The organism is Pseudoalteromonas sp. TB41, assembly GCF_000497975.1.
In the GTDB taxonomy this organism is placed as follows: Bacteria; Pseudomonadota; Gammaproteobacteria; order Enterobacterales; family Alteromonadaceae; genus Pseudoalteromonas; species Pseudoalteromonas tetraodonis.
This window is the reverse complement of record NZ_AUTH01000037.1, coordinates 1-23,254: the sequence shown is the minus strand read 5'-3', so window position 1 is coordinate 23,254 and position 23,254 is coordinate 1. Positions and strand designations below refer to the sequence as shown.

General features: G+C 39.6%; 21 protein-coding genes. 7 read left to right on the top strand and 14 right to left on the bottom strand.

The genetic code is table 11. From position 1 onward, the window contains the following. Positions 1 to 51: 51 nt before the first annotated feature. Positions 52 to 1,598, top strand: a protein-coding gene (locus L641_RS0106135) for an IS3 family transposase (RefSeq protein ID WP_139016074.1) whose coding sequence is annotated in 2 segments (ribosomal slippage) — positions 52 to 532 and positions 532 to 1,598 — 1,548 coding nt in all. Because the reading frame shifts where the segments join, the coding sequence is not laid out codon by codon here. Positions 1,599 to 1,601: 3 nt separating this feature from the next. Here the strand turns inward: L641_RS0106135 and L641_RS0106130 are convergent. The 4 genes from L641_RS0106130 to L641_RS0106115 form a co-directional block, all read right to left on the bottom strand. Then, on the bottom strand, positions 1,602 to 2,078 hold the full coding sequence (locus tag L641_RS0106130) for a hypothetical protein (protein ID WP_024601444.1): 477 nt from the start codon (positions 2,076 to 2,078) through the stop codon (positions 1,602 to 1,604). Between the two features lie 157 nt (positions 2,079 to 2,235). Further along, positions 2,236 to 2,847, bottom strand: a complete 612-nt coding sequence (locus L641_RS0106125; RefSeq protein WP_024601443.1) for a hypothetical protein — start codon at positions 2,845 to 2,847, stop codon at positions 2,236 to 2,238. After that, complete coding sequence (locus L641_RS0106120; RefSeq protein ID WP_024601442.1) at positions 2,834 to 3,424, bottom strand: sigma-70 family RNA polymerase sigma factor; 591 nt, start codon at positions 3,422 to 3,424, stop codon at positions 2,834 to 2,836. The genes L641_RS0106125 and L641_RS0106120 overlap by 14 nt, the downstream gene beginning before the upstream one ends. 14 nt (positions 3,425 to 3,438) lie before the next feature. Continuing rightward, positions 3,439 to 4,071, bottom strand: coding sequence for an energy transducer TonB (locus L641_RS0106115; RefSeq protein WP_024601441.1), 633 nt, complete (start codon positions 4,069 to 4,071; stop codon positions 3,439 to 3,441). Between the two features lie 313 nt (positions 4,072 to 4,384). Here L641_RS0106115 and L641_RS0106110 point away from each other — a divergent pair, with 313 nt between their 5' ends. Then, positions 4,385 to 5,242 (top strand): hypothetical protein, encoded by an 858-nt coding sequence (locus tag L641_RS0106110; RefSeq protein ID WP_024601440.1) that lies wholly within the window; start codon positions 4,385 to 4,387, stop codon positions 5,240 to 5,242. An 80-nt stretch (positions 5,243 to 5,322) separates the two neighbouring features. Then, on the top strand, positions 5,323 to 6,033 hold the full coding sequence (locus L641_RS0106105) for a hypothetical protein (RefSeq protein ID WP_010387555.1): 711 nt from the start codon (positions 5,323 to 5,325) through the stop codon (positions 6,031 to 6,033). A gap of 86 nt (positions 6,034 to 6,119) precedes the next feature. Here L641_RS0106105 and L641_RS0106100 read toward each other — a convergent pair whose 3' ends face one another. Together L641_RS0106100 and L641_RS0106095 are read right to left on the bottom strand one after the other, a co-directional pair. Further along, complete coding sequence (locus L641_RS0106100) at positions 6,120 to 7,451, bottom strand: MFS transporter (RefSeq protein ID WP_016900508.1); 1,332 nt, start codon at positions 7,449 to 7,451, stop codon at positions 6,120 to 6,122. A 113-nt stretch (positions 7,452 to 7,564) separates the two neighbouring features. After that, a complete protein-coding gene (locus L641_RS0106095; protein WP_024601439.1) occupies positions 7,565 to 8,341 on the bottom strand; it encodes a hypothetical protein in 777 nt (258 codons plus the stop codon). Between the two features lie 255 nt (positions 8,342 to 8,596). On the opposite strand from L641_RS0106095, the gene L641_RS0106090 reads away from it, so the two are divergent. Then, positions 8,597 to 9,307: a VC0807 family protein gene (locus tag L641_RS0106090; protein ID WP_016900505.1), complete on the top strand. Its 711-nt coding sequence runs from the start codon at positions 8,597 to 8,599 to the stop codon at positions 9,305 to 9,307. A 71-nt stretch (positions 9,308 to 9,378) separates the two neighbouring features. On the opposite strand, the gene L641_RS0106085 is transcribed toward L641_RS0106090, so the two are convergent. The 3 genes from L641_RS0106085 to dps form a co-directional block, all read right to left on the bottom strand. Beyond that, positions 9,379 to 9,822, bottom strand: coding sequence for a c-type cytochrome (locus L641_RS0106085; RefSeq protein WP_024601438.1), 444 nt, complete (start codon positions 9,820 to 9,822; stop codon positions 9,379 to 9,381). A gap of 579 nt (positions 9,823 to 10,401) precedes the next feature. After that, entirely contained in the window at positions 10,402 to 12,144 is a 1,743-nt protein-coding gene (locus tag L641_RS0106080; RefSeq protein ID WP_024601437.1) for a SulP family inorganic anion transporter, read from the bottom strand. Positions 12,145 to 12,329: 185 nt separating this feature from the next. Continuing rightward, positions 12,330 to 12,854, bottom strand: a complete 525-nt coding sequence (dps, locus tag L641_RS0106075; protein WP_016900503.1) for a DNA starvation/stationary phase protection protein Dps — start codon at positions 12,852 to 12,854, stop codon at positions 12,330 to 12,332. Between the two features lie 348 nt (positions 12,855 to 13,202). Between dps and corA the strand changes: the two genes are divergently transcribed. After that, the gene (gene corA / locus L641_RS0106070; RefSeq protein WP_024601436.1) at positions 13,203 to 14,159 is read left to right on the top strand and encodes a magnesium/cobalt transporter CorA; all 957 of its coding nucleotides are present in this window, start codon (positions 13,203 to 13,205) and stop codon (positions 14,157 to 14,159) included. A 33-nt stretch (positions 14,160 to 14,192) separates the two neighbouring features. On the opposite strand, the gene L641_RS0106065 is transcribed toward corA, so the two are convergent. The 3 genes from L641_RS0106065 to L641_RS0106055 all read right to left on the bottom strand — a co-directional run bounded on the left by L641_RS0106065 (position 14,193) and on the right by L641_RS0106055 (position 16,096). After that, entirely contained in the window at positions 14,193 to 14,555 is a 363-nt protein-coding gene (locus L641_RS0106065; protein ID WP_016900500.1) for a DUF2237 domain-containing protein, read from the bottom strand. A 164-nt stretch (positions 14,556 to 14,719) separates the two neighbouring features. Further along, entirely contained in the window at positions 14,720 to 15,139 is a 420-nt protein-coding gene (locus L641_RS0106060) for a CBS domain-containing protein (RefSeq protein WP_024601435.1), read from the bottom strand. 177 nt (positions 15,140 to 15,316) lie between these two features. After that, entirely contained in the window at positions 15,317 to 16,096 is a 780-nt protein-coding gene (locus L641_RS0106055) for a DUF2189 domain-containing protein (protein ID WP_016900498.1), read from the bottom strand. Positions 16,097 to 16,322: 226 nt separating this feature from the next. On the opposite strand from L641_RS0106055, the gene L641_RS0106050 reads away from it, so the two are divergent. Further along, positions 16,323 to 18,203 carry an MFS transporter gene (locus L641_RS0106050; protein WP_024601434.1) on the top strand — a complete coding sequence of 627 codons (1,881 nt, stop codon included), beginning with the start codon at positions 16,323 to 16,325 and terminating at the stop codon, positions 18,201 to 18,203. A gap of 58 nt (positions 18,204 to 18,261) precedes the next feature. On the opposite strand, the gene katG is transcribed toward L641_RS0106050, so the two are convergent. Together katG and L641_RS0106040 are read right to left on the bottom strand one after the other, a co-directional pair. Next, a complete protein-coding gene (gene katG, locus L641_RS0106045; protein ID WP_024601433.1) occupies positions 18,262 to 20,529 on the bottom strand; it encodes a catalase/peroxidase HPI in 2,268 nt (755 codons plus the stop codon). A gap of 315 nt (positions 20,530 to 20,844) precedes the next feature. Beyond that, positions 20,845 to 22,185 (bottom strand): L-cystine transporter, encoded by a 1,341-nt coding sequence (locus tag L641_RS0106040; RefSeq protein ID WP_024601432.1) that lies wholly within the window; start codon positions 22,183 to 22,185, stop codon positions 20,845 to 20,847. Positions 22,186 to 22,462: 277 nt separating this feature from the next. Between L641_RS0106040 and L641_RS0106035 the strand changes: the two genes are divergently transcribed. Next, positions 22,463 to 23,224 (top strand): IS5 family transposase, encoded by a 762-nt coding sequence (locus L641_RS0106035; protein ID WP_024600859.1) that lies wholly within the window; start codon positions 22,463 to 22,465, stop codon positions 23,222 to 23,224. The last annotated feature ends 30 nt before the right edge of the window (positions 23,225 to 23,254 follow it).

The window sequence follows — 23,254 nt, the reverse complement described above, 5'->3', positions numbered from 1 at the left end:
CCCCCTGTGTCAGGATAGTTGTCGCCTCTAACTTTTAATAGAGGCAATAAAATGAGACGTCGATTTACACAAGAATTTAAAGTTCAAGCTGTTGAAAAAGCATTATCTCAATGTGATGATGTTCGCCTAGAAGATATTGCGTTTGATTTAGGCATCGGTTATTCAACCTTGCAACGATGGATTACGCTTGCTAAAAAACATGAACTTGAAACTAAAAATAATGGTAGTCACATGACAACAGAAAAACGCCCTCATGACTGGAGCTTAGAAGAAAGGCTTAATGCCATTATTGAATGTGCGAGTTTAGATGAAGCAGCTCTTAATGAATATTGCCGTGCTAAGGGGCTTTACCCGCATCATATTAAACAGTGGAAGCAAGATTTAGTAACACCACCTTCAAATAAAACAGTAAAGTCAGACAGTAAACAGCTTAAGCAAGAAATAAAGCAACTGCAAAAAGAACTGAATCGCAAAGATAAGGCCTTAGCTGAAACTGCCGCTCTACTTGTACTCAAAAAAAAAGCGGATGCGCTTTGGGGTTTCAACGAGGACGATTAACCAGCTCAACTGAACGTCATGAACTGATAAAGCTCATTACCGACGCGCAGAAATCAGGGGCAAGGCAAGCAAAAGCATGTGAGTTACTTGGTCTAACGGCAAGAACAATTCAACGCTGGATTGAAGCTGATGATATGACAGATAAGCGAACGAGTACGATAAAGCGACCACCTAACAGGCTAACTGAATTAGAGCAACAGCGTATTATTAAGACAGTAAATTCAATAGAATACGGACATTTACCACCCAGCAAGATAGTCCCTAAACTATTAGATAAAGGTGTGTGGATAGCATCAGAAAGCTCGTTTTATCGTGTTATGAAATCACATAAATTATTAACACACAGAGAAAAAGTTAAACCAAATAAAAAGATAAAAAAACCAAAAGCGCTCAAGGCAACACGTGTAAACGAAATTTATACATGGGATATCACATATTTGCCAACAGCGGTTAAAGGTCAGTTTTTATACTTATATTTAGTGATGGATATTTATAGTCGAAAAATAGTTGGTTGGCAGGTTCATGACACACAGCTAAGCACACTGGCGGCTGATTTAATGGTAGATATTTGCAGGCGAGAGCAGGTAAAGCCAGATCAAGTCACGTTGCACTCGGATAATGGCAGTCCAATGAAAGGGGCAACGTTATTGGCAACATTGCAGGAGTTAGGTATTGTGCCTTCATTTAGCCGACCGTCAGTGAGTAATGATAATCCTTATTCTGAATCGCTATTTAAGACGTTAAAGTATCGCCCAGAATACCCTGAAAAAGCCTTTGAAAGCATCGGTAGTGCAAGGAAGTGGGTTAACGGATTTGTTGATTGGTACAACGATGAGCACTTGCACAGCGGTATTAAATTTGTCACGCCAAACCAGCGTCATTTAGGATTAGATAAAGCGATACTAGCGAACCGTCACCGAGTAAATGAAATAGCGAAATTGCAGAATCCAATTCGTTGGTCAGGAAAATCTAGAGATTGGACAATGACCAATGAAGTAAATTTAAATCCAGAGAAAAAAGAAGCAATGCGGGCGGCATAAAATTTAATTTGATGCGACAACTAACTTGAAAAACTCCGGTAATAAAGATATTAAGCACTTAAGGAGTGCTTTGTAGACTTTAACATTTGAGAATTTTTGATTTGATATAATTACTTCTTTTGAAAATATGTCTGGCTCATCTTTTACCTCTATGAAATTACTTGTAGCAAATATTTTTCCGCCACCCTTAACATAAGAATTACTGTAGCCCTTTTTACCTTTGATCTGTGTTATGAAAGAAGGAGGGATAAAGCGGCTTAAATGATTTTCAAAGTCAGAGAAAATAGAGTTACATTTATCACACTCATTTATTGTGAAGATACTTTTATTTCCTAAAAGCTCAGGCAGAGAGTGAGATAGGTTATTGTACGTTGCAGATCTTGACTTGCAAAACCTACACTCTGATGTATTTTTACCAATCTCTAAACGAGGATAAATACAATAATTTTTTTGGTTATGATCTAGTAAAATCTCTTTCATATTAAATTCATTTTATTTGAATATGATACTTTATATTAAGTGTTTTACTCGCTGGTTTGCGAGTGATAATTGTAGTTTTTAATTATAATTTGTAAGTTTAATTACATAGCTTTTTAAATTAAAAACTTAGTTTTAAGCGTAGATGTTACTACTACTTTTATGCCCCACACTGCCTAACCCCAACCCCCGCATGTTTAAGCCCTACAATCTGCCCTTTGCCGTTATGTGCCATAGCGAGCATGTCGCCGGTATTGATATTACTTTCAACTGCATGCTTTCCTTTTAAATCACTGAGCAGTGATTGTTTAATGTGTACCAGTACCTCGTCATTGCAGCTGGCTATGTACCAGTCGTTGTCGACCTTTACGAGCGTGCCGTATTCTATATGGTGTTGTTGATGGCGGCGTAAGTCGTTTGCTAGTTGGGTGTCGAGCGCTCGTTTTTGTTGCGTTATAGTGCTTGCGTAGTTACCTGTTTGATCTATTTCATGCGTTGTTATAAACGAGTAGTCGTGTATGTCTATGGTGTTTAATACGGTTTTAGGGGCAGTATTTATCACGTTGTTACTGTCGAGCACTATAAAAGCCAGTAAGCCTAATGCGCAGGTAAGGCTTGTGAGTTGCAGGGCAAAGCCTAACTTTTTAGGTTTTTTTTGAGCTACGCTGTGTTTTAACTTCTGTTGTTGAGCATGCGAAAGGCTGGTACGTGCTTTTCGCTCGTTATAATGTTGTGTGAGCTTTTCATCAAACTGCTCATCAGGCTTGTTCATTATAATCTCCTAATAATTGTTTTAGGTTTTGTTTGGCGTAGCGCAGTCTTGTTTTTATGGTTTGGGCGTTGCTTTGCGTTATAAGCTCTATGTCGGCAAGGCTAAAGCCTTCTTGTTGTAAGGTGATGGCTTCGCGCTGCACAAAGCTAAGTTGCTTGAGCGCTGTGTTAAATGCTTCGTAACTTATGTGTGTGTCACCTATATGCGAATCACTACTTGTTAATTCACTTTGATTGTTATTTTGTGCAAGCCGTTGGCTGTTTTCGTCAAGCTCGACAAAGTGTTGCTGTTTGCGGTATTCGTCTATCAGAGTGTTACGTGCAAGTCGAAATAACCAGGCTTTAGGCGTAGTTTGTGCTTGGTAAAGGTGGCGCTTTTCAATAACCTTTAGCCATGTTTGTTGGCTTACGTCGTATGCTAAATGTGTATTAGATTGGGTAACTAGGTAGTGATATAAATCGTTACTGTATAAGGTAATAAGCTGCTCTAAGTGGCGGTTGTCGCCACTTTTTGCATACCGCGCCATGCAGTCTTTGCTTGGCGCTTCAAATAACCATGACTTAATACTCAATAGCATAGGCGCTTATTCCTTTACTGCGAACTGTCTAATTTAAAATCAAGCTGTACGGTTTGACCTGTTTGTAATTGTGCCACACCTTCAATTATTTTTGGACGATATTTCCAGCGTTTAATAGCGCGAAGTGCTTCGCGATCAAATATGCGTTTTGGCTCGGCATTTACTACTGTGGCATCAATGACTTCACCTGTGGGTGAAATATTAAAGCTAAGTTGCACCCAGCCTTCTATACCATCACGTGCTGCGCTAGTTGGGTATTTAGGATTTATACGCACAATGGGTGAAGCATCTCCCGTAGGGCGGGCAAGTGTTTGCTTCATATCGTCACCAAACCTGTCAATTACTATGGGTGGTGCTGTGCTTATTGCTGTTATTGGCTCATTACTAGGTGTTACACGTGGTGGTGCTTTAGGCGGCATTTTAGGTGTGGGTGGTGGCGGTATTCTTTTAATATGCGTGGTTTGTTTATCTTCTGGTGCTTGAAAAATCTCAACAGTAATATCATCACCCAATTTTATAGGTGCTCTTTGCTCGCCACTAATTAAGTATTGCATAAAGGCAAATGCGATAAAGGTCATCGCAGCACCGCCAATAACAGCTGTTGATGTTTTGAACATGGGGTTTTTAGGGAATTCAAGTGTGTGCATAAGCCGCTCCAAATTAACTTATTATATTGTTTCAGGGCTATAACGGCTGGCAAATAGAAAAGGGGTTAAATAGTTTTAAAATTTAATTAAAAATACAGGGGTAGTATTTAACCTATGTAAAAGGTCTCTTGATTTTTTTATTTTGGGTTGGCTAAAAGAATGTAGTTATTTTAAGGTTTGCCTGTTATTTTCTATTTTGTTTGCTCTAGGTAGATGAAATGAGAGCTTTAAGTTGCTTACCTGCTGTTGTTAAACTTTCGTTCTCAATAATGGCGGCATTATTCAGGCATGCTCATTAGAAGGGATTTTATAAATGAAAAAAGTAATGTTTGTTTTTTTATTATTAGTTAGTGCCTGTTCATATTTAGAAAATGAAACAGATCAAGCAAATCGTTTATCCAAAACATACCAAGTAGACATTCAAGCTGGTGAACCTCGTTTATTTTTTCCTGAACAATTTGCAGTCAGTGATGGAGAGCCTCCAATTCTTGAAATGGAAATGACTACGCTTGCAGATTCTTCTGAGTCACTTGATGGTATTGAGGCCGCATTAACGACCTATCCTCAAGGGTTTGTTACTGAAGTAATTGACGCTATTTACCTCTCTGGTCCTATGCTTATGGAAGGAGCTGAAGCGGGTGGGACATACTCAAGCAACTCCATAATATTAGTAAATATTTCAGATCAAAATGGCACCAACTTTAACTTCGAAAACTCATTGAAAGGGGTTCACCATGAATTAAGTTCATTAATTTATATACGTTCACCTTTCGTTATATTTGCATGGCAAGCTTTGCTGCCAAAAGAGTGGAAGCCTGCATCCTCGAACTATGAGGCTTTAACGCAAGATAGAAATGTAGGACCTGATTATGAAAATGGATTTTTATCTAGATATGGTAAAACTAATATTGAGAACGACTTTAATATTTATGCTGAATTTGCCTTTGCTGAACCTGAAAAATTGCGGGAACTTGCCGCTACCTATCCAATAATAGCTAAAAAGCTAAGTTTGTTTATTACCGCGTATACGCAGTTCTCGGCTAAATATCAGCAAGACTTTGAAGATTATTTTGCGAGAACGGGTTTAAGTGATGTTGCTGTACAGCCTGAGAATTTTGAAATGACTATCCATTTAGATTTAAGCGATATTAAGCCACAGATAAGCCAATAAAGTTTTGCTTTTTGAGCTGTTATCTCTGATTAGCATTATGCTAGAATCGGGCTTATCATATAATAAATAAGGATATTTTTGTGGATATTATCATTGGTCAAAATGTGCTGAAGAAAAAAGCGCAGCTAACTCAACTTTCCGAGCGCGCTATTGGGCGAGCTTTTAAAGAGCAAGCCGCTTTGGCAATCCAAATGACGCAGTGCAGCGCAGCGGTTTATCGCCGCTTACAACGCACCTATAAATCTACTGTAACTCCTAGGGATCAAAAGCGTGTTAAAGCCGGTGGCTTAACGACACAGTCCGTTGTTTTTTCTACCAGCAATAATAGTCAAAAATCTTTTAATAGCTTACTTCCAGCTATGCGTGGGGGAGCTTCAGCACCTGGTAGTGTTGCAAAAACATCTAACGATGTTGCTATTGCTTCAAATCAGCCCCAAGCAATCAACTTATTAGCTTTATTACACCCAGTGATAAACGAAGATATTATGAAAACAGGTAATAGTGTTGAGAAAGCGGCAACTATTTTAGGCCTTGTTACCACAACAGTTGGTTTTGCTGTTCCTGGTGGCAGCGTTGCTTCTTCAATTGTGAGCTGGGTAGGTAGTGGTGCTACTTATTCAGGGTTTACTATGTCGAGAATTCGCCCTGATGCTCCTGATCGTGCGTATCATCAACTAACAAACTATATTACTTGCTTGGCTGCATGGAATAAAAAGGCATGTGAGTTAATTGATATTGCAGATCCAAATGGCAAGTGGACTTTTCGAGATATTGAAACAGGGTTTGCTTAAAATCTAAAACAATTAAGGGAGTATAATGACTCCCTTAATTGATGTTTGCTTAGCGTGTTTTTTAAAACACTTAAAAGCAGTAAAAATTAATTTTTCACGTCATCTTCGTGAAGATCTTTAAACAGCTCCCCTTGGGGATGTTCAAAAAACTCATCATCTATTTCTTCGTCATCCACAACCAACATTTGATCTTGTGCGGTGGTTTCTTCAATACGGGGATCCATAGTTGCTGCCAGTGGCGAGTTAGTTACATCGGACGTACCGACTACATAATCACTGGGTTCAGGCTGCTCTACTTTTTGTTTAGAATTAATAAACGTGAGTAATAAATACATGGTTACGGTTAATAGCGAAATAGACGCATACAATGCTTGGTGACCAAAGTAGCTCATGATCTGTGCGTTAACTGTTGAGCCTATTGCCGCACCAGCGCCAAAAGCAACCAATAACGCTGATGACACGCCTACGCGTTCTTCGTCTTCAACTCGCGAATTGGCCAATGCCGAACAAAGCGGATATAAAGTAAAGGCAAACAAACCAAATATAAAGGTGAGTATGTAAGCAATTAACTGTGAGCTTGGTAATAAAAACAATGCCAAACTCACAATGCCTATGGCTATGGCATTAGTACGAATTAATAAACTACGGCGAATACGGTCAGAAAGCATGCCCATTGGCCACTGGGCTAGCAGGCCGGCTAAAATAGTTAGCGACATAAAAATAGCAATTTCAGCGGCGTTAAAGCCTGATAGCTTAGCAAAAATAGGTGCTAGACCATAAAAGCTACCATTGATAATGCCTGCAAAGTGCACCGCAGTAAGCGATTGTGGCACTTTTTTAGCGTAATCAAATAGGCTCATTTTTATCGGTTTTAAGGGTTTTGGGTGAATTCTGCGGGTGATAGAAATAGGAATAATACCGATTGCTAACGCCATGCAGACTAAAAATAGCGGCGCATAACCTAACTCAGGAAATTGTGCGAGCGCTAATTGCCCTAAAATCATCCCCAAGTATGAAGTGATCATATAAAACGAGAATACGCGGCCGCGTGATTCGGGGGCTGACTGTTCATTCAGCCAGCTTTCTAGCACCATGTAATTACACATCATACCTAAGCCAACAAAAAGCCTAAGGCCTAACCATATATAAAGATTATCACTCACGCCGTGAGCAGCCACACAGGCTGTCACTGCAGCAGTACTGGCGGCAAAGGTTCTGATGTGACCTACCGATTTAATAAGATGATAGCCAAGTTTTGAACCCAGTAATAAGCCAAGGTAATAACACGAGGTCATTAAGCCTATCCAAAACGTAGACGTGCCTTGTTTACCTAAATAAAGCGCTAAATAGGTAGTAAGTAAACCGGTACCAATAATTAAAAATAAATTGGCAAAGTACAGTGACGGAAATGATTTCATTAAAATGCAAATTATGAGCTAAGACAACTAGATACTAGAGCAAGCGAGAAGGTTTTCCAAGCTGTAAAAGGGAGTTTTATATGGCGCAACCCTATGCAGGCTTTAAATAGAGGTTAATGAATAAAATAATCATTTAATAATATTTTCATTTCACCGTTTTGCAGATATTCGGTAATTTTTTTGTTTATTTTTTCAAAGTCTTTTTTATAGCTTGGGTGGCAAATAATATTATCGTTAATGCTCACCGGTGAGTAGTTATTACTATAGGGTAGATGGGGGTGTATATTTAACGCTTTATAGGCAAAGTTAATATCGGGGTAAAACGCTAATATTAAGTCTACTCGCCCGAGTAATAAAAGTTGTAAGCTTTCCATTTCGCTATTTACTTCAATTACTATTTTGGCTTTTTCTTTTATTCTATCTAGCTCACGACTACTGGGCACCCCTCGAACAATGCTAATAATATCGCTGTTATTAATTTGGCCTACGTTTGAAATAACTCGCTTTGGGTTATTAGAAACCACTTTGATCAGTGCTTTGTTAAAAGGTGTGCTGTGTAAAATGTTTTTAGGTAATGTAATCCCTTCTGAGCCATCAAAGGTGTCCTCACCTGGTGCATAGCAAGCAACAGTTTGTTTTAAAAACTCAAGCTTAGCGCGTTTCATTGGCATGACTTCAATTATGTATTGATCACTCAGTTTTGTATCTGCGAGTGCTTTGGTTAATAACGCATGATAAACCCCTTGGTGTTGATTATTAGCAGCGTGTTGAAACAGTCCACTTAATTCGGCAACAGCAATAATTTGTTTGGCAGCGGCCTTTTGATGCACACAAACCATCAATAAAAATAACCAAAAGTACGATGTAGATAAATACTTACTACTGAGCATGACTTTAAACTAATTTATTTTTTGTAGCTTTAATATAGTCTTTGAGGGCTGAAAATACGACTGGTGATTTAATTAACGCCTCAATTTATACCTATATTACTGCAGAGTAAGCGCGACATAATAAAATAATATGACTAAGTGCCATGCTAGAATAGCGAGCGTATTGCGGGTATTATGCAAAGAAGCAATGTTTAGCATTATTTATTCCACATTAGGGGAAATTAATGGCAGCAGTAATATTTTTTGGAACTAAAAATGACCAGTAATAATCAAGCTACAAATAAGCGTAAAAAAAATAATCCGCTTATCGAAATAGTCTTTAATATCATCATCCCTTCAGTCATTTTAATGAAGTTTTCTGGCCCTGAATATTTAGGCAGTGTGGCTGGTTTAATTGTCGCGCTTATATTCCCCATTAGCTATGGGATTTATGATTTTATTAAAGCTGGCTCATTAAACTTCATCTCGCTTTTAGGCTTTTTAAGTACTTTGCTTACCGGTGGTATTGCCTTGTTTGAGCTAAACGTTGAGTGGTTAGCTATTAAAGAAGCAGCTATTCCGGCAATCATTGGTTTTACCGTGCTGATGTCGGGTTTTTTTGGTAAACCCCTGCTAGCCAAACTTTTATTAAACTCACTTTTATTTAAGCTAGATACTATTTACGATGCCTTAGATGCACGAGGCAATACACAAAGCTTTAAACAAAAAATCACCAATGCTAATTACCTCTTAGCGCTGACCTTTGTGTTTTCATCTACGATGAATTACATCCTTGCTAAATGGATTGTTACCAGCCCTGCAGGCTCCGTTGAATTTAACGAACAGCTTGGCGAAATGACGTTACTGAGTTATCCGGTAATTGCTATTCCGTCTATGCTCATGCTCATTGGTATTTTTGTTTATGTAATTAAAGTACTGACTAAATTAACCGGTATGAAGTTTGAAGACATGGTTAATGCTGAATAGGGTTATCCATAATCTATAATAAAAAGCCGTTGTTTAATAACGGCTTTTTTTTGATGTTTACTTATAAGTATTTATTTGTAATCAGAGTACTTCGTTCTATGATAAGGAATAAGCTTATAATTTGGTTGTAAAAAGGTCACTAAATCAGTGAGTTCAGAAACGGTCATGGTGTCGTTAAATACCGTCATTTTAGATGCTCCATCGGGGGTTCTAGCATCAGCTCTGTAAGGCCTTGAAAAGCGGTGAGAAGGGTTAATAACCGATGTAACTAACTCAGCATAAGTGACTATTTTGGTTTTATTAACGCCTAGTCTGATAGAAATATCGTCATGTTTTTTTATACTGTCATCTTCTACGCCTGCAAGTGTATGGCATGCCAAACACTCATACTTTATAAAAACGGCTTTACCTTTTTCAGCATTTCCCTCTGGTAAGCTAAATCCTCTTGGAGAATCAACGCCTCTATCGCAACCTGCAAGTGCAATTAAGCATAAAATTATTAATGTATATTTCATGGTAGCTCCTTTGTCTTTCATTGGTTTAGTGTGCGGCAATTGATAAACCATAGCCATAAACAACTTATGGCTAATTAGCTAAAACTAAAAGCGACCGCATTAGCGACTAAACTATGTATTTACTGCGCTGTATGATATTTGCATCTGGCTATTGTTTGTATTTTTAAGGTTTAGTAAGTAGCAAGAAAAGGCAATAAGGCTACGCTTATTATTAAGTGTTGATTTATTAAAATGCTTGAACACTCTATTGTTTTTATAAAGAGTCATTCACAATAAATGACTCATCTAGGGTCTGTTGACCTTTCAAGGTTAAATTTGCAGCAGTCTGTTTGGTATTTAGGCAAGACAGAGCCTATGTGGTGTGGTTATTCCCCATAAATAGGCGATAACGTAGCATCAATGCCAAACAGGCGCTGCCCGAAGGGTTCTGCCTAGGGACGATTTACTCTTTATTACTCGGTTTTTACTTAGCCCACTAGGTTACAAACCTCGCGCCGCGATTAAACCGCCCCTAGTTTGAACAAATTTTAATCCACAAAGGTCAACAGACCCTAGTGTAGTTGAGGAAAAATAATAACCCTAATTATTACCTGCATTTATCTCTTCGGAGTTTTGCGATTGAAACATCGTAACCTCGTCGACATGCTGACTGACGCTGTTTTTTTGTAAGGCAATGTATAAGTCTGAATGAATATAAATACCGTCTTTACCTGAGGCGATACCAGCGGTTTTAAACCAAGAAAGTAGCTGGCGTTTTCTTCCCGCTAGCTCTAATCGAATACCTCGTTTTTTAAATATCACATCTAGGTCTGCGAGCATGGCCATAACGCTTAAATCAAGATGAGTGAAGCAGGGCACAGCATCAATAATGACACATTGTGTGTCGTCTTTTTGTCTTGCATATTGCTCTAACAAGCGGCGTTTAAAATAACTGGCATTAAAATAGGTTAAAGGAGAATTAAAGCGATATATAAAAACCCCTTGTACTGCTTTGGCTTTATCTGTTTCGTCTAAGCTTCTTACTACGCCTTTTATATCCACACCTAAAATGGTGTCTGATGGGCGCATAACAGTTCGAATAAATTGAAATAACCCTAGTAATACAGCAAGGGTAATTCCTGGTATAACACCAATAAACAGCACAGCAAAAAGTGTGGCTGAGGCTAAGTAAAATGCCTGCTTATCTTTAAATTTTAATTGCCAGACTGCCTTTAAATCAAGCAGGTGAACAGAGGCAATTATTAATACAATCCCGAGTGCAGCACTGGGAATAAATTCAAGCGGCGCCGTTAAAAAAAGAGCGATAACGCCAATAATAGCGGCAGCTATAATCGAAACTAATTGGGTTTTTCCGCCAGAGTCGTCGTTTACGGCTGTGCGTGAGTCGGCACCACTAACGGCAAAGCCTTGTGATAATGCTGACGCTAAATTAGCGATGCCCAAGGCTCTAAATTCTTTATCGGCATCGATGTCGTAGCCATTCTTTGCTGCAAAGCTTCGCGCTGTTAGCATCATGCTGACAAAGCTAACTATGGCTAAGTTGAGTGCCGGTACAACAAGTTCTCGAATAATACCCACGTCAAATACTGGGGTGTTAAACACAGGCAAACCACCGGTTACTGTGCCTATGGTTTTTATTTCAAACTGCTCTAAATTAAATAACCAAACGAATACCGCACCTAGTGCAATGGCAAACATAGAGGCTGGCCATGTAGGTTTTAAGCGCTTTAACACAAAGTAAACGCCGAGGGTAAATAAAGCCATTAGTAAGGTGGGAATATGAGTTTGCGATAAATACGTAGGAACGCCACCTAAACGCTCAAGCAAGTAGCGCTCATCAAAGGTAAAGCCAAATACTTTAGAAAACTGACCAACAATAATGGTAATAGCCACACCGTTTAATAACCCCATTAAAATTGGTTTAGATAAAAAGTCGGCTAATACACCTAGCTTAAAGCGGCTGGCAATAAAGCACCAAAAACCGGTCATTGCGGTCATGGTGATCACTAATTGCCAATGTTTAAAGCTATCGCCTGCAGCGAGTGGAGTAACAACTGCAGCAATAACCGCACATGTTGCGGCATCAGGGCCAATAATAAGCTGTTTAGAGGTACCAAAAAGTGCATAAAGCATCATAGGTAATACGCAAGAATACAGGCCAACTGCAGCATTAACGCCTGTAAGTTGCGCATAAGCTATAGCAACAGGTAAAGCAACGGCTGCAACCGATAATGCCGCCCTCACATCATCAGCAAACCATTGGCGTTGATAATTAAATAAGGTGTGTAAACCTGGCATAAAGCTATATAGACGCGACAACACTTCAAATTCCCTGCTAATAATTAGGAGTCGATAGTAAGTTCTCTTTAATAATAAGTATAGTAACTAAACGTGTTAGATGCGCTAAATAGGGGGATTTCTAGTATATTAATAAGAGGAATATAGTTTAAAAACAAAAAAGCCCAGCAAGTTACTGGGCTTTGTAAGTCAAATGACTGCTTTAAAAATTAGCTGTTCAATTGACCAGTAGATGATTCTATGTGGGCGCGAACAAACCACTGATATTGCTCAAGCTCTGCAAGTTGCGCAATGATCATATCTTCAGATACCGGATCAAGCTCAGCAAGTGATTCTATGGCTTTACGGTGATCACCGTTAACGCCGTTATATACTTTGTCTAATGCGGCTAAGTGTTCAGTTACTAAGCCTTTACCTATGGCGTAATCTTCCCATGTACGACGCTCAACAATCGATTTTGGTGTGCCAACTGGGACGCCGCCTAAAGTGGCAATACGTTCTGCTATGGTGTCGGTCATTTCACGGACGGTTTCTACTTGTGGGTCTAGCATTTCATGTACGCCAATAAAGTTTGGACCTACTACATTCCAATGAATATGTTTTAAAGTTAGCTGTAAATCAATTAGCGCTACCATGCGATTTTCTAGTACAGATATTGCTTTATTTGCTGATTCGTTTTCTACACCGGGAGCGGTAAATTCAGCGACTTTATTTGCATTATTACTGTTACTCATGATTCCTCCTACTATTTCAAAAATAGTGCTCGCTTTACTCTAGTGAGTATTTAAATTGCGATAACGAACACCTCTTGTATTTATAGAAGCAATCGTCATGCCGATAGTGACATAGTTTTAACTAACTGAAAAATAGCAGTTTAATTTTTATTTATAGTACTTGATAAAGCAGCAAGATTAAGTGCATATGAAAAATATGCACTTTTTTGTAAATTCTGCAAAACAGCAGTACTTTAAAGTGTTAGCGAATAGCGTGCCCTTTATAGTGGTTATAATGAAGGTATTATCATTGTTGATTAATGTCCTGTTACATATACTCAACTTAAAGATTCATTAAAGGAGAAGTGTATGTTGAGATTTTTTTCCATCGAGCAAGGAGTGATCAAAGAGTTAGAGCCTTTACCTGATACCCCTGTTGAAGTATCCATAAAGAATGCACATTGGATTGATACTATTAATCCAACACCGCAGGAGCAAAATGCGCTTGCAAAAACGCTCAATATAACTTTTCCAGATTCGGTAGATGTAGAAGAGATTGAAACGTCGTCAAGGTGCTTTATCGATAATGAAGGTTTACATGTGCATGCATTGTTTATGTCACCTAATGAAGGGCGATTTAATACTGTAACGGTAGCTTGTTTGTTGCAAAACAATTGCTTACTTACTATTCGTGATGAGGAATTGGCTGATTTTAGACTACTGCGCTTAAGAGCGCGAAAAGGTCAGGTGGCATGCGATACAGCAAAACAATTATTAATCACTTTATTTGATCAAAAAGTTGAAAACCACGCGGATATGCTCGAAGACATGCATCATCAATTAGAGAAGCTCAGTGCTTATGTACTTGAAGAAGATAACTCAGACTTAGAAGAGGCGGTTGGTCGCATAGCTCGCTTAGAAGATGCTAATGGTAAAGTGCGTTTATGTTTAATGGATACGCGACGCAATATTTCGTTCTTAATACGCCGTATAGGCGCGCAAAATGACGAGCGCGAATCTCTTCGAGAAATTGTACTCGATATAGAAACTTTAATGTCGCACTGTACCTTTTTGTTCGACAAGGTGAACTTTTTGATGGATTCAACACAAGGCTTTATTAATATTGAACAAAATCAAATTATTAAAACCTTTTCTATTGCCTCAGTGGTTTTCTTACCGCCTACAGTAGTGGCTAGTGTGTATGGTATGAATTTTAATATAATGCCTGAGCTACAATGGGAATGGGGTTATCCATTTGCAATTGGCATTATGTTGCTGTCGGGCTTTGCCCCTTATTTATTTTTTAAACATAAAGGGTGGTTATAATACTTTAATATTGCAAGCTGAGCGCTCAAATCATTACCCAGTATATTGATGTGCTTTTAATACTTCAAGGGGAATAATATCTAGCGCTTTTTGGTTTGTTGCTTCAAGTACAACAGGAGGAGCAACATTTGCAGCAATGGCATGATACCAACGAATCGCACATAAGCACCACTTATCGCCAGCTTTTAAGCCCGCAAAATCATACAAAGGATTAGGGCTAATTAAATCGTTACCTTGCGCCTTAGAAAATTGCAAAAATTCGTCGGTCATAATGGCGCACACACTGTGATTACCAAAGTCTGAATCTGGCACATAGCAAAACCCTTCGCGAGTATAGCCGCCATTGCCACAACATAGCTGTAGGCGAGTTCCCAATACATTTAATTGATTAGCCATATGACAAATTACCTTTTAGTAATAACTGCTGAAAAGAGCTGTTTACCATAACAGGCTGTTAGTGACTTAGCTATATACGAAGAGGCTTCTGGGTAGGTATTTGTTTATAAAAATAGCTGCGCTTTGCGTAAATTCAAAACGCAGGTTTTTTATTGTGCTATTAATTAAGATAATAGCGCCGCAGCTAAGCGCACAAAATCAGAAGAGGTTAAAATACCTACCAGCTGACCTTGCTCGCTAACCACAGGCATACAGCCATGGCGATTCTCTACAAAAAACTTAACCACATCTGATAATGGCTGGGCTGGAGTGACACTAATAAAGTCACTCACCATAATATCTTCTACTTTTGTGAGTTTTTCTTTGCGTTGTAGTGCATTTGCGCCAAAAGTAGCCATGATCCCCATTACTTTGGCGATCATAATTTTTTGCGTAAGCATGCCAACAAATGCGCCATCTTCGTCGATAACGGGAATGTGACGAACATTTTTTTCTTTCATTAAATTATGTGCGTCGTGCAAAGTACTTTTTATATTCACTGAGAATGGGTTAGGTGTCATTAAGTCTGCAACGTTTTGACTCATGTTTATTCCTTTATAAAGCGTGTGGTATATCACATTATATTAGCGCGCTTTTTAAGCTTTGCACCTTATTGAGATCAAGGTTTTTGCAGATTTAATTCACAGGAGGGAAACAGGCATCACTTAATAAAACACCCTAAAGCGTTTTATTAAGTGATAAAAAATGACGATGGGTGAATGTTATTCGTAACCACGTTCTTTTTTAGTTTTAATAACCGCAATGTAACCGTGCCAACTAGCGTAACTAAGTAGTGGCATAATAATAATGAATCCAGCGGCACCCGCAGCAAAGCCCAGTGCCACAAGTACAAATATACAAATAGACCACACCAGCATGGCTGCAAAGTTTTCTTTAACTGCATGTATTGAAGAAACCACGGCAGTCATTATATCAACGCGTCTTTCCATCATAATTTGCGGGGTAAATGCCGAAATTGAAAACACACTAACCAGTAAAATACCGCCAATAATACTGCCTATGGTTAAAAACGCCGAAAGCTCTTCAAATGTTGGGTTTGCATGGCTTGGGTACAATGCATGAACAATTGCAGCTAAGCGCATCCAAATAACCATAATTACCATAAGTAACACGGCAAAACCCCACTCACCTACAGGGTTACGAAACATCGATTTTAATGAATGGCTTAAAGTAGGTTTATGGCCTTTTTCAAGCTCCCAAGCCACATCGTACAAACCAACCGCAAACACAGGACCTATTAAGGCAAATGCAACCGTGGCTGGCAGTATGGCAAGGTGGCTGTCGGTAAGTACAACAGAGTAAACAATCGCTACGGGAATAAGTGTGAAGATTAAACCGTAAATTAAGCTCAGCATGGGCGCGCGCGCCATATCCTTAAACGCTAACGAAAGCCAATGAAAAGCGGCAAATGTATTTACTTTGTTGCACTCTAAACAACGTGCGAATTTGGTGTCTTTTTCTATTGTGTTTGTAGTTGGCATAAAGATGCTCCTTTTTTAGTCACCTTTTAGTTTTAGAACATAGATGTTTTATTTACAACTCATAAACAACTTATACGCAAGATTTAGTTGCATTGTTCATTTGTTAATCATTTTTATTGCGTGTTAGCGATTAGGTATATTTTTGAGCACGTACTTAAAAAAGTGGGTTCGTATTTCTTTTACACAGTGGTAATCTAAACGCTGTAGCTAATTTTAAGAGACCGTAATGAAGGAAAATAAACAACAATATCAAGGAGCTTTATTGAGCAGTAAACGGTTTTTACCTCTGTTTGTGACACAGTTTTTCTCCGCTTTAAATGACAATGTTTACAAGCAATCAATCCTCCTTATTTTAATTTTTCAGGCTGCTACGGTGGCCGATGGTGCTTTTTATTCTAACGTGGCTGCGGGATTATTTATTTTGCCATTCTTTTTATTTTCGGGCATGGCTGGTCAAATTGCAGAAAAGTTGGAAAAATCAAAGTTGATCAGCATCGTAAAGTTTTGCGAAATTCCAATAATGCTGGTGGGCGTGGTATCTATTTTAACCGAGCAGGTTTGGTTAATGTTAGGTACTGTGTTTTTAATGGGTTTACAAAGCACTTTTTTTGGGCCATTAAAATACTCAATTTTACCGCAGCATGTGGCTCCTCATGAATTAACCAAAGCTAATGGGTTAGTTGAATCTGGCACTTTTGTGGCTATTTTATTGGGCACCGTATTTGGCACTTATTATATAACTCAAGCTGCAGGCCCTGTTTATATCAGTATCGCGATAGTGAGCTTGGCGGTTATTGGTTATTTGAGTAGTCGTTTTATACCAAAAAGTGCTGCGAATGATGCTAATTTAAAGGTATCGCTTAACCCTATTTCCTCGACCAAAAGTGTATTTAATGCGCTTAACGCACAAACCGAGTCGGTGGGTAAATCAGTATTGGGGATCAGTTGGTTTTGGCTTATTGGTGCAGTGATATTAACCGCGCTCCCTAACTATGTAAAACATGTAATGGGAGGCGATGAGCTGGTGGTTACCTCAGCTTTAGTGGTGTTTTCGTTGAGTATTGCATTGGGGTCTTTACTTTGTGAGAAGCTATCGCGCTCACGTATTGAGTTAGGCATTGTGCCTTTTGGGGCGCTTTTAATTAGCTTGTTTTTATATTTATTAAGCCAAGAGCCAAGCATTGAGTTTTATCGCCAAACTAATGAATCGCTGCTTACGCTTGAACAAGTGATTAATACCGGCGATATGCTCTGGCACTTTATTTGGATGGCTGGTATTGGTATAGCTGCGGGTTTTTATACGGTGCCACTGTATGCACTTATTCAGCAGCGTACTCACCCAGATAGCCGTTCACGAGTGATTGCTGCCAATAATGTACTAAACGCCTTATTTATGGTGGGCAGCGCTGTTTTAAGTATTGTTACCCTAACGCTTTTACACTGGGAGATTTCACAATTACTGTTGTTATTAGCAGGGCTTAATTTACTGATATCGCTGTACATATATAGCAAAGTGCCTGAGTTTTTCTTACGTTTTATTATTTATATTTTAGCGATTTGCATGTATCGAGTACGCACTAAGGGAACGCTTAATATGCCCGATGATGGGGCTGCCGTGGTGGTGAGTAACCATGTTAGCTTTGTTGATTGGATGTTTATTTTAGCCGCGTCACCTAGGCCAATTCGGTTTGTCGTGTTTGCCCCTATTTATTATTCACCAGCACTTAATTGGTTGTTTAAAATGGCCAAAGCCATTCCAATTGATAGTGAAAAAGCAAATCCTAAGGCGTTTAATAAAGCCTTTGACGATATCGCTCAGGCACTAGAGCGTGGAGAGCTGGTGGGAATTTTTCCTGAAGGCAAGCTCAGTGGAGATGGCGAGGTTGATGTATTTCGCCGTGGCATTGAAAAAATAATTCAGCGCACACCGGTGCCTGTTATTCCTGTCCATTTAGATGGACTATGGGGCAGTATGTTTAGTCGAAAAACAAAGTGGCGATTGCCTAGACCAAAGTGGTCGTTGGTCACTGTCACCATTGGTGAAATGGTGGCTGCACAGAAGGTTAATGCCGATGATTTGCGCGAGCGAGTGGTTGCTTTAAAGTAGCTTAATAAAAAAGCGCTGCAATTAATTGCAGCGCTATGGTTGTATTACTTAATAGTTATTAACGGTCTAAGTTCATTACTTTAGTCCATGCCGCAACAAAGTCTTCTACAAACTTTTGCTTTGATGTATCAAAGGCATATACTTCGGCAACTGCACGCAGCTCTGAATTTGAACCAAAGATCAGATCAACTGAAGTGGCGGTGTACTTTTGCTCACCTGATTGACGATCAAAGCCTTGATAAATACCCGCATCTGACGACTTTTTCCAAACCGTCGACATATCTAATAAATTAACAAAGAAGTCGTTATTTAGAGTGCCTGGCTTGTCAGTAAATACGCCGTAATCAGTGCCTTTGTAGTTTGCATCAAGTGAACGTAAGCCACCGATTAATACAGTCATTTCTGGCACGGTTAGGTCAAGCTGATCGGCTTTATCTATTAGCATTTCAGTTGGCGACTTATAGCTTTTTTCTGCATCAAAGTAGTTTCTAAAGCCATCGGCAGGCAGCTCTAATAAACTAAATGCATTAACGTCAGTTTGCGCTTGCGTAGCATCGCCACGGCCAGCATTAAACGGTACATCTACTGTGTAACCTGCATCTTTGGCTGCTTTTTCAATCGCTACATTACCACCAAGCACAATTAAATCAGCAAGCGATACATGGCTTTTGCTAAATAAGCTGTCGTTAAAGTCAGCTTGAATCGCTTTTAATACGTTAAGTACTTTTGCGGTTTCGGCCGGATTATTTACCGCCCAATCCTTTTGTGGAGCAAGCGCAATGCGTGCACCGTTGGCACCGCCTCGCATATCAGAGTCACGGTAACTGGCAGCAGAAGCCCAGGCTACACGTACTAACTCAGGTACACTTAAGTTTGAGTCTAAAATAGCGGCTTTAAGCTTTTTCACAGCACCAGCATCAATGTTTGATTTAGTCTCTGCTGAAATTGGGTCTTGCCAAATTAAGTCTTCTTTAGGAACTTCTTTCCCTAAAAAGTTACGTGGTGGTCCCATATCTCTGTGAGTTAATTTGTACCATGCTTTAGCAAAGGCCAGTTGATACTCTTTAGGGTCATTTAAAAAGCGCTCAGCAATTTTGCGATACTCTGGGTCAAATTTTAATGCTAAGTCGGCCGTAGTCATTACCGGTGCGTTAAACTTACCTTTAATATGAGCGTCAGGTACAGCGTTGTGTAACGATTCATCCGTTGGGATCCACTGAATGGCACCTGCAGGGCTGCGAGTTTGTTTCCACTCAAAGTTAAGTAGGTTGCTTAAGTACAGTGATGACCAGCGGGTAGGTGCTTGTGTCCATGCGCCTTCTAAACCACTAGATACGGTATCTTCAGAGTGGCCTTTACCACATTTGTTTTTCCAGCCTAAACCTTGCTCTTCAATACCGGCTGCAGCAGGCTCTGCACCTACACAGTCTTTAGGTTTGTGCGCACCATGCATTTTACCAAAGGTGTGACCACCGGCGATAAGTGCCAGTGTTTCTTCATCGTTCATCGCCATGCGAGAAAACGCAACTCGAATATTCTTAGCTGACCCAATTGGATCAGGAACCCCTTTAGGGCCTTCAGGATTTACGTAAATTAAACCCATGTGCGTTGCACCTAATGGGCGTTCTAATTTGCCGCTGGCATCTTCACGGTCGCTGGCAAGCATTTCTACTTCTGGACCCCAGTAAACCATGTCTGGTTCCCAGTCGTCAGTTCGCCCGCCGGCAAAACCATAGGTTTCAAATCCCATGTTTTCTAGAGCAACGTTACCTGCTAATACGATTAAGTCTGACCATGAAAGTGCTTCTCCGTATTTTTGTTTAATTGGCCAAAGTAAACGGCGTGCTTTATCTAGGCTTACGTTGTCTGGCCAGCTGTTAAGCGGTTCAAAACGTTGTTGACCACCGCCTGCGCCACCACGGCCATCAAGCGTACGGTAGGTGCCTGCGCTGTGCCATGTCATACGAATAAAAAATGGGCCATAGTTACCAAAATCCGCTGGCCACCAGTCTTGAGATTGCGTAAGTAGGGCGTCAATATCACTTTTTACTGTGTCTAAATCTAGGCTGTTAAATGCCTCTGCATAATTAAAGTCTGCACCATAAGGGTTAGAACGTAGATCATGATCACGAAGAGGAGATAGGTTTAGTTGATCTGGCCACCAAAATTGGTTTGTTCTGGTTGCGCCCATTTTAGCCTCACCCATGCCAACAGCACCTTGTGGCTTAGACATTTGTGGTTTTTCTTGGCTAAAAGCAGAGCCAGACATAAGTGCCATACTTATAAATCCAACAAGTGCTTTTTTAGTAAATGATCGGTTTTTCATTGTCAGCTTCCTTAAAGTTAACGAATTTCGTTATATACAAAGCGTATTACTATTATTAAAAATAGAATCTAATAATTTAAAAATTAGTGAGCTTTTACTCCATTCAAGTTGTTGTTTACCAAGCTTGAATGACTAAGCAGTGCGAATAGTATAGTAGAGGGGCTAAAAACCGTGTGCGAAATAAACCGATTGATACAATCTATAAAAATGATTTATTAAAGTTAAATGATTAAATAAACAAATCACTAAAGAGCTTTGAAAGTGGCAGACATAAAAAAGCCCAGCGTAGGCTGGGCTATTAGATTAAAATCTGTGTTATTGATTTTTCATTAATTTACTGGTGATCACACCTGAGGTCATAGAGCCCGATACGTTGAGTGCTGTGCGTGCCATATCTATTAAGGGTTCAATAGAAATAAGTAAAGCCACAACCTCTATAGGTAATCCCATGGTAGGCAATACAACCAACGCTGCGAAGGTAGCACCACCACCAACACCTGCAATACCAAACGAGCTAATAACCACAATGCCAATTAGCGGTAAAATAAACTCAAATGTAAGTGGGTCTATCCCCACACTTGGCGCAACCATCATTGCGAGCATCGCAGGATAAATACCAGCACAGCCGTTTTGACCAATAGTGGCACCAAAAGAAGCCGATAAGTTTGCAATTGCCGGAGGTACTTTTAACTGGTTAATTTGCACATCGACATTCATAGGAATGGAGGCCGCTGAGCTACGTGAGCTAAATGCAAAGGTCAGTACTGGCCAGATTTTTTCAAAATAATGCTTTGGATTTACACCCACAAAGCTAAGCAATAAGCCATGCACAACAAACATCAATAAAATAGCTACATACGAGGCAACAATAAAGGCAAGTAAATTTAAAATATCGTTACTGCTAGAGTTTGCCACGACGCTTGCCATTAGGCCCGCAACACCATAAGGCGTTAGTGCAATCACCATGCGAACTAAGCTCATTACCGTAGCTTGTAGGGCGTTTACACCGTTACGAATTGGGCTGGCAAGTTCTGTTTTTTCCAGCATTACTTTACGTGCAGCTATACCAACAAGGACACCAAATATAACCGTGGCAATAATAGAGGTTGAACGTTGATTACTTAAATCAGCAAAGGGATTTTCAGGAATAAAGCTCAGTAGCATTTGCGGCACGCTTAAGTCGGCTACATTCGCAGCTTTGCTTTGTAGGGTGTCCATTCGAGCGGCTTCTCGGGTACCCGAAACAAGCCCTTCAATACTGAGGTCAAATCCATAGGTGACAGCAATACCCACCAAAGCGGCAATTGCTGTGGTAAAGAGTAAAACAGAAATACTAATAAATGATATTTTACCTAAAGAGCCTTGGTTTTCGAGCTTTACCACTGCGGCAATCATAAAAATTAATACCAATGGCATGATGATCATTTTTAATAAACCGACATAGCCTTTACCCACCACGCTTACCCAGCTGAGTATTTCTTTAATCGTCTCTGGAGAGTGGGCAAACAAAAACTGTAGGGCTAAGCCAAAGGTGCTACCAAGCACTAAGCCAAATAAAACGGTACGAGATAAAGAGCTGCTTTTTTGCGAAAAAAGATAAATCGCGAACAGCAAACCGACAAATAATGCCAACATTAATAATACAGCAAGCGACATAGTACCCTCTTTTATAGCTGTGAATTAGCGCGGCACTTTAACGCTTTGTAAGACGTTAACAAAATACGCTTTCGCTATGGTATAGAATTAAAATGAATATAGTAATAATATTAAAGTATAACGAATGAGCACATTGTTGAAAAAATTAGCCCATATGATTGTATTTTCTTTAATTTATGGCGTTTACTAGGGCGTGTTGATCTTTGTGGTATGAAAAACAAACAGCATGAAGATAAGGTATAATTGAATTCGCCAGAAAACTTTACACCGAACCTACATGCCAAGATTAATGCTAACAGACGGGACATGGAATGTCTTATCAAAAGTAATGTACTTAAGTGGTCGAATTTATAATAAGCCCGACCATAGAAAAACGCTCGAAGGCATACTGTATAAGATGCGCACAGGTATTCCATGGCGAGATTTACCTTCTGATTTTGGCCGTTGGAGTGCTATCTACAGACGGTTTAATTTATGGTCCAAAAAAGGGATTTTGAATGAACTGTTTCGCGCATTATCTCGTGATGCGGACATGGATTGGGTCTTCATTGATGGCAGTATTGTCAGGGCTCATCAACATAGTTGCGGTGCAAGAACTGCTGACAATGAATCAATTGGAAAGAGCCGAGGTGGAAATTCTACGAAAATTCATCTTGCAGTCGATAGCGGAGGGTTGCCTGTTTATTATGAATTATCCTGTGGAAATACGCATGATATCGTCCATGCAGAGTCACTCGTAGCTAATTGCCCAACAAGTAATATGGTTGTCGCAGATAAAGGCTACGACAGTGAAAAACTGAGAGCGTTTGTTCGTGATAATAACGCTACACCCGTTATTCCACGTAAGGGCAACAGTTTAGTAGGCAATGAAGATATTGACTGGTGCATGTATAAATATCGGCACTTGGTTGAGAATGCATTTGGCCGTATTAAGCAATATAGAGGGATAGCCACGCGGTATGAAAAGCTTGAACGAAATTATCATTCAATGCTCGCTTTAGCATTTACTATGATGTGGCTACCAATGTGGGCTGATTGATATATGTACTACAAAGATCAACAGCCCCTA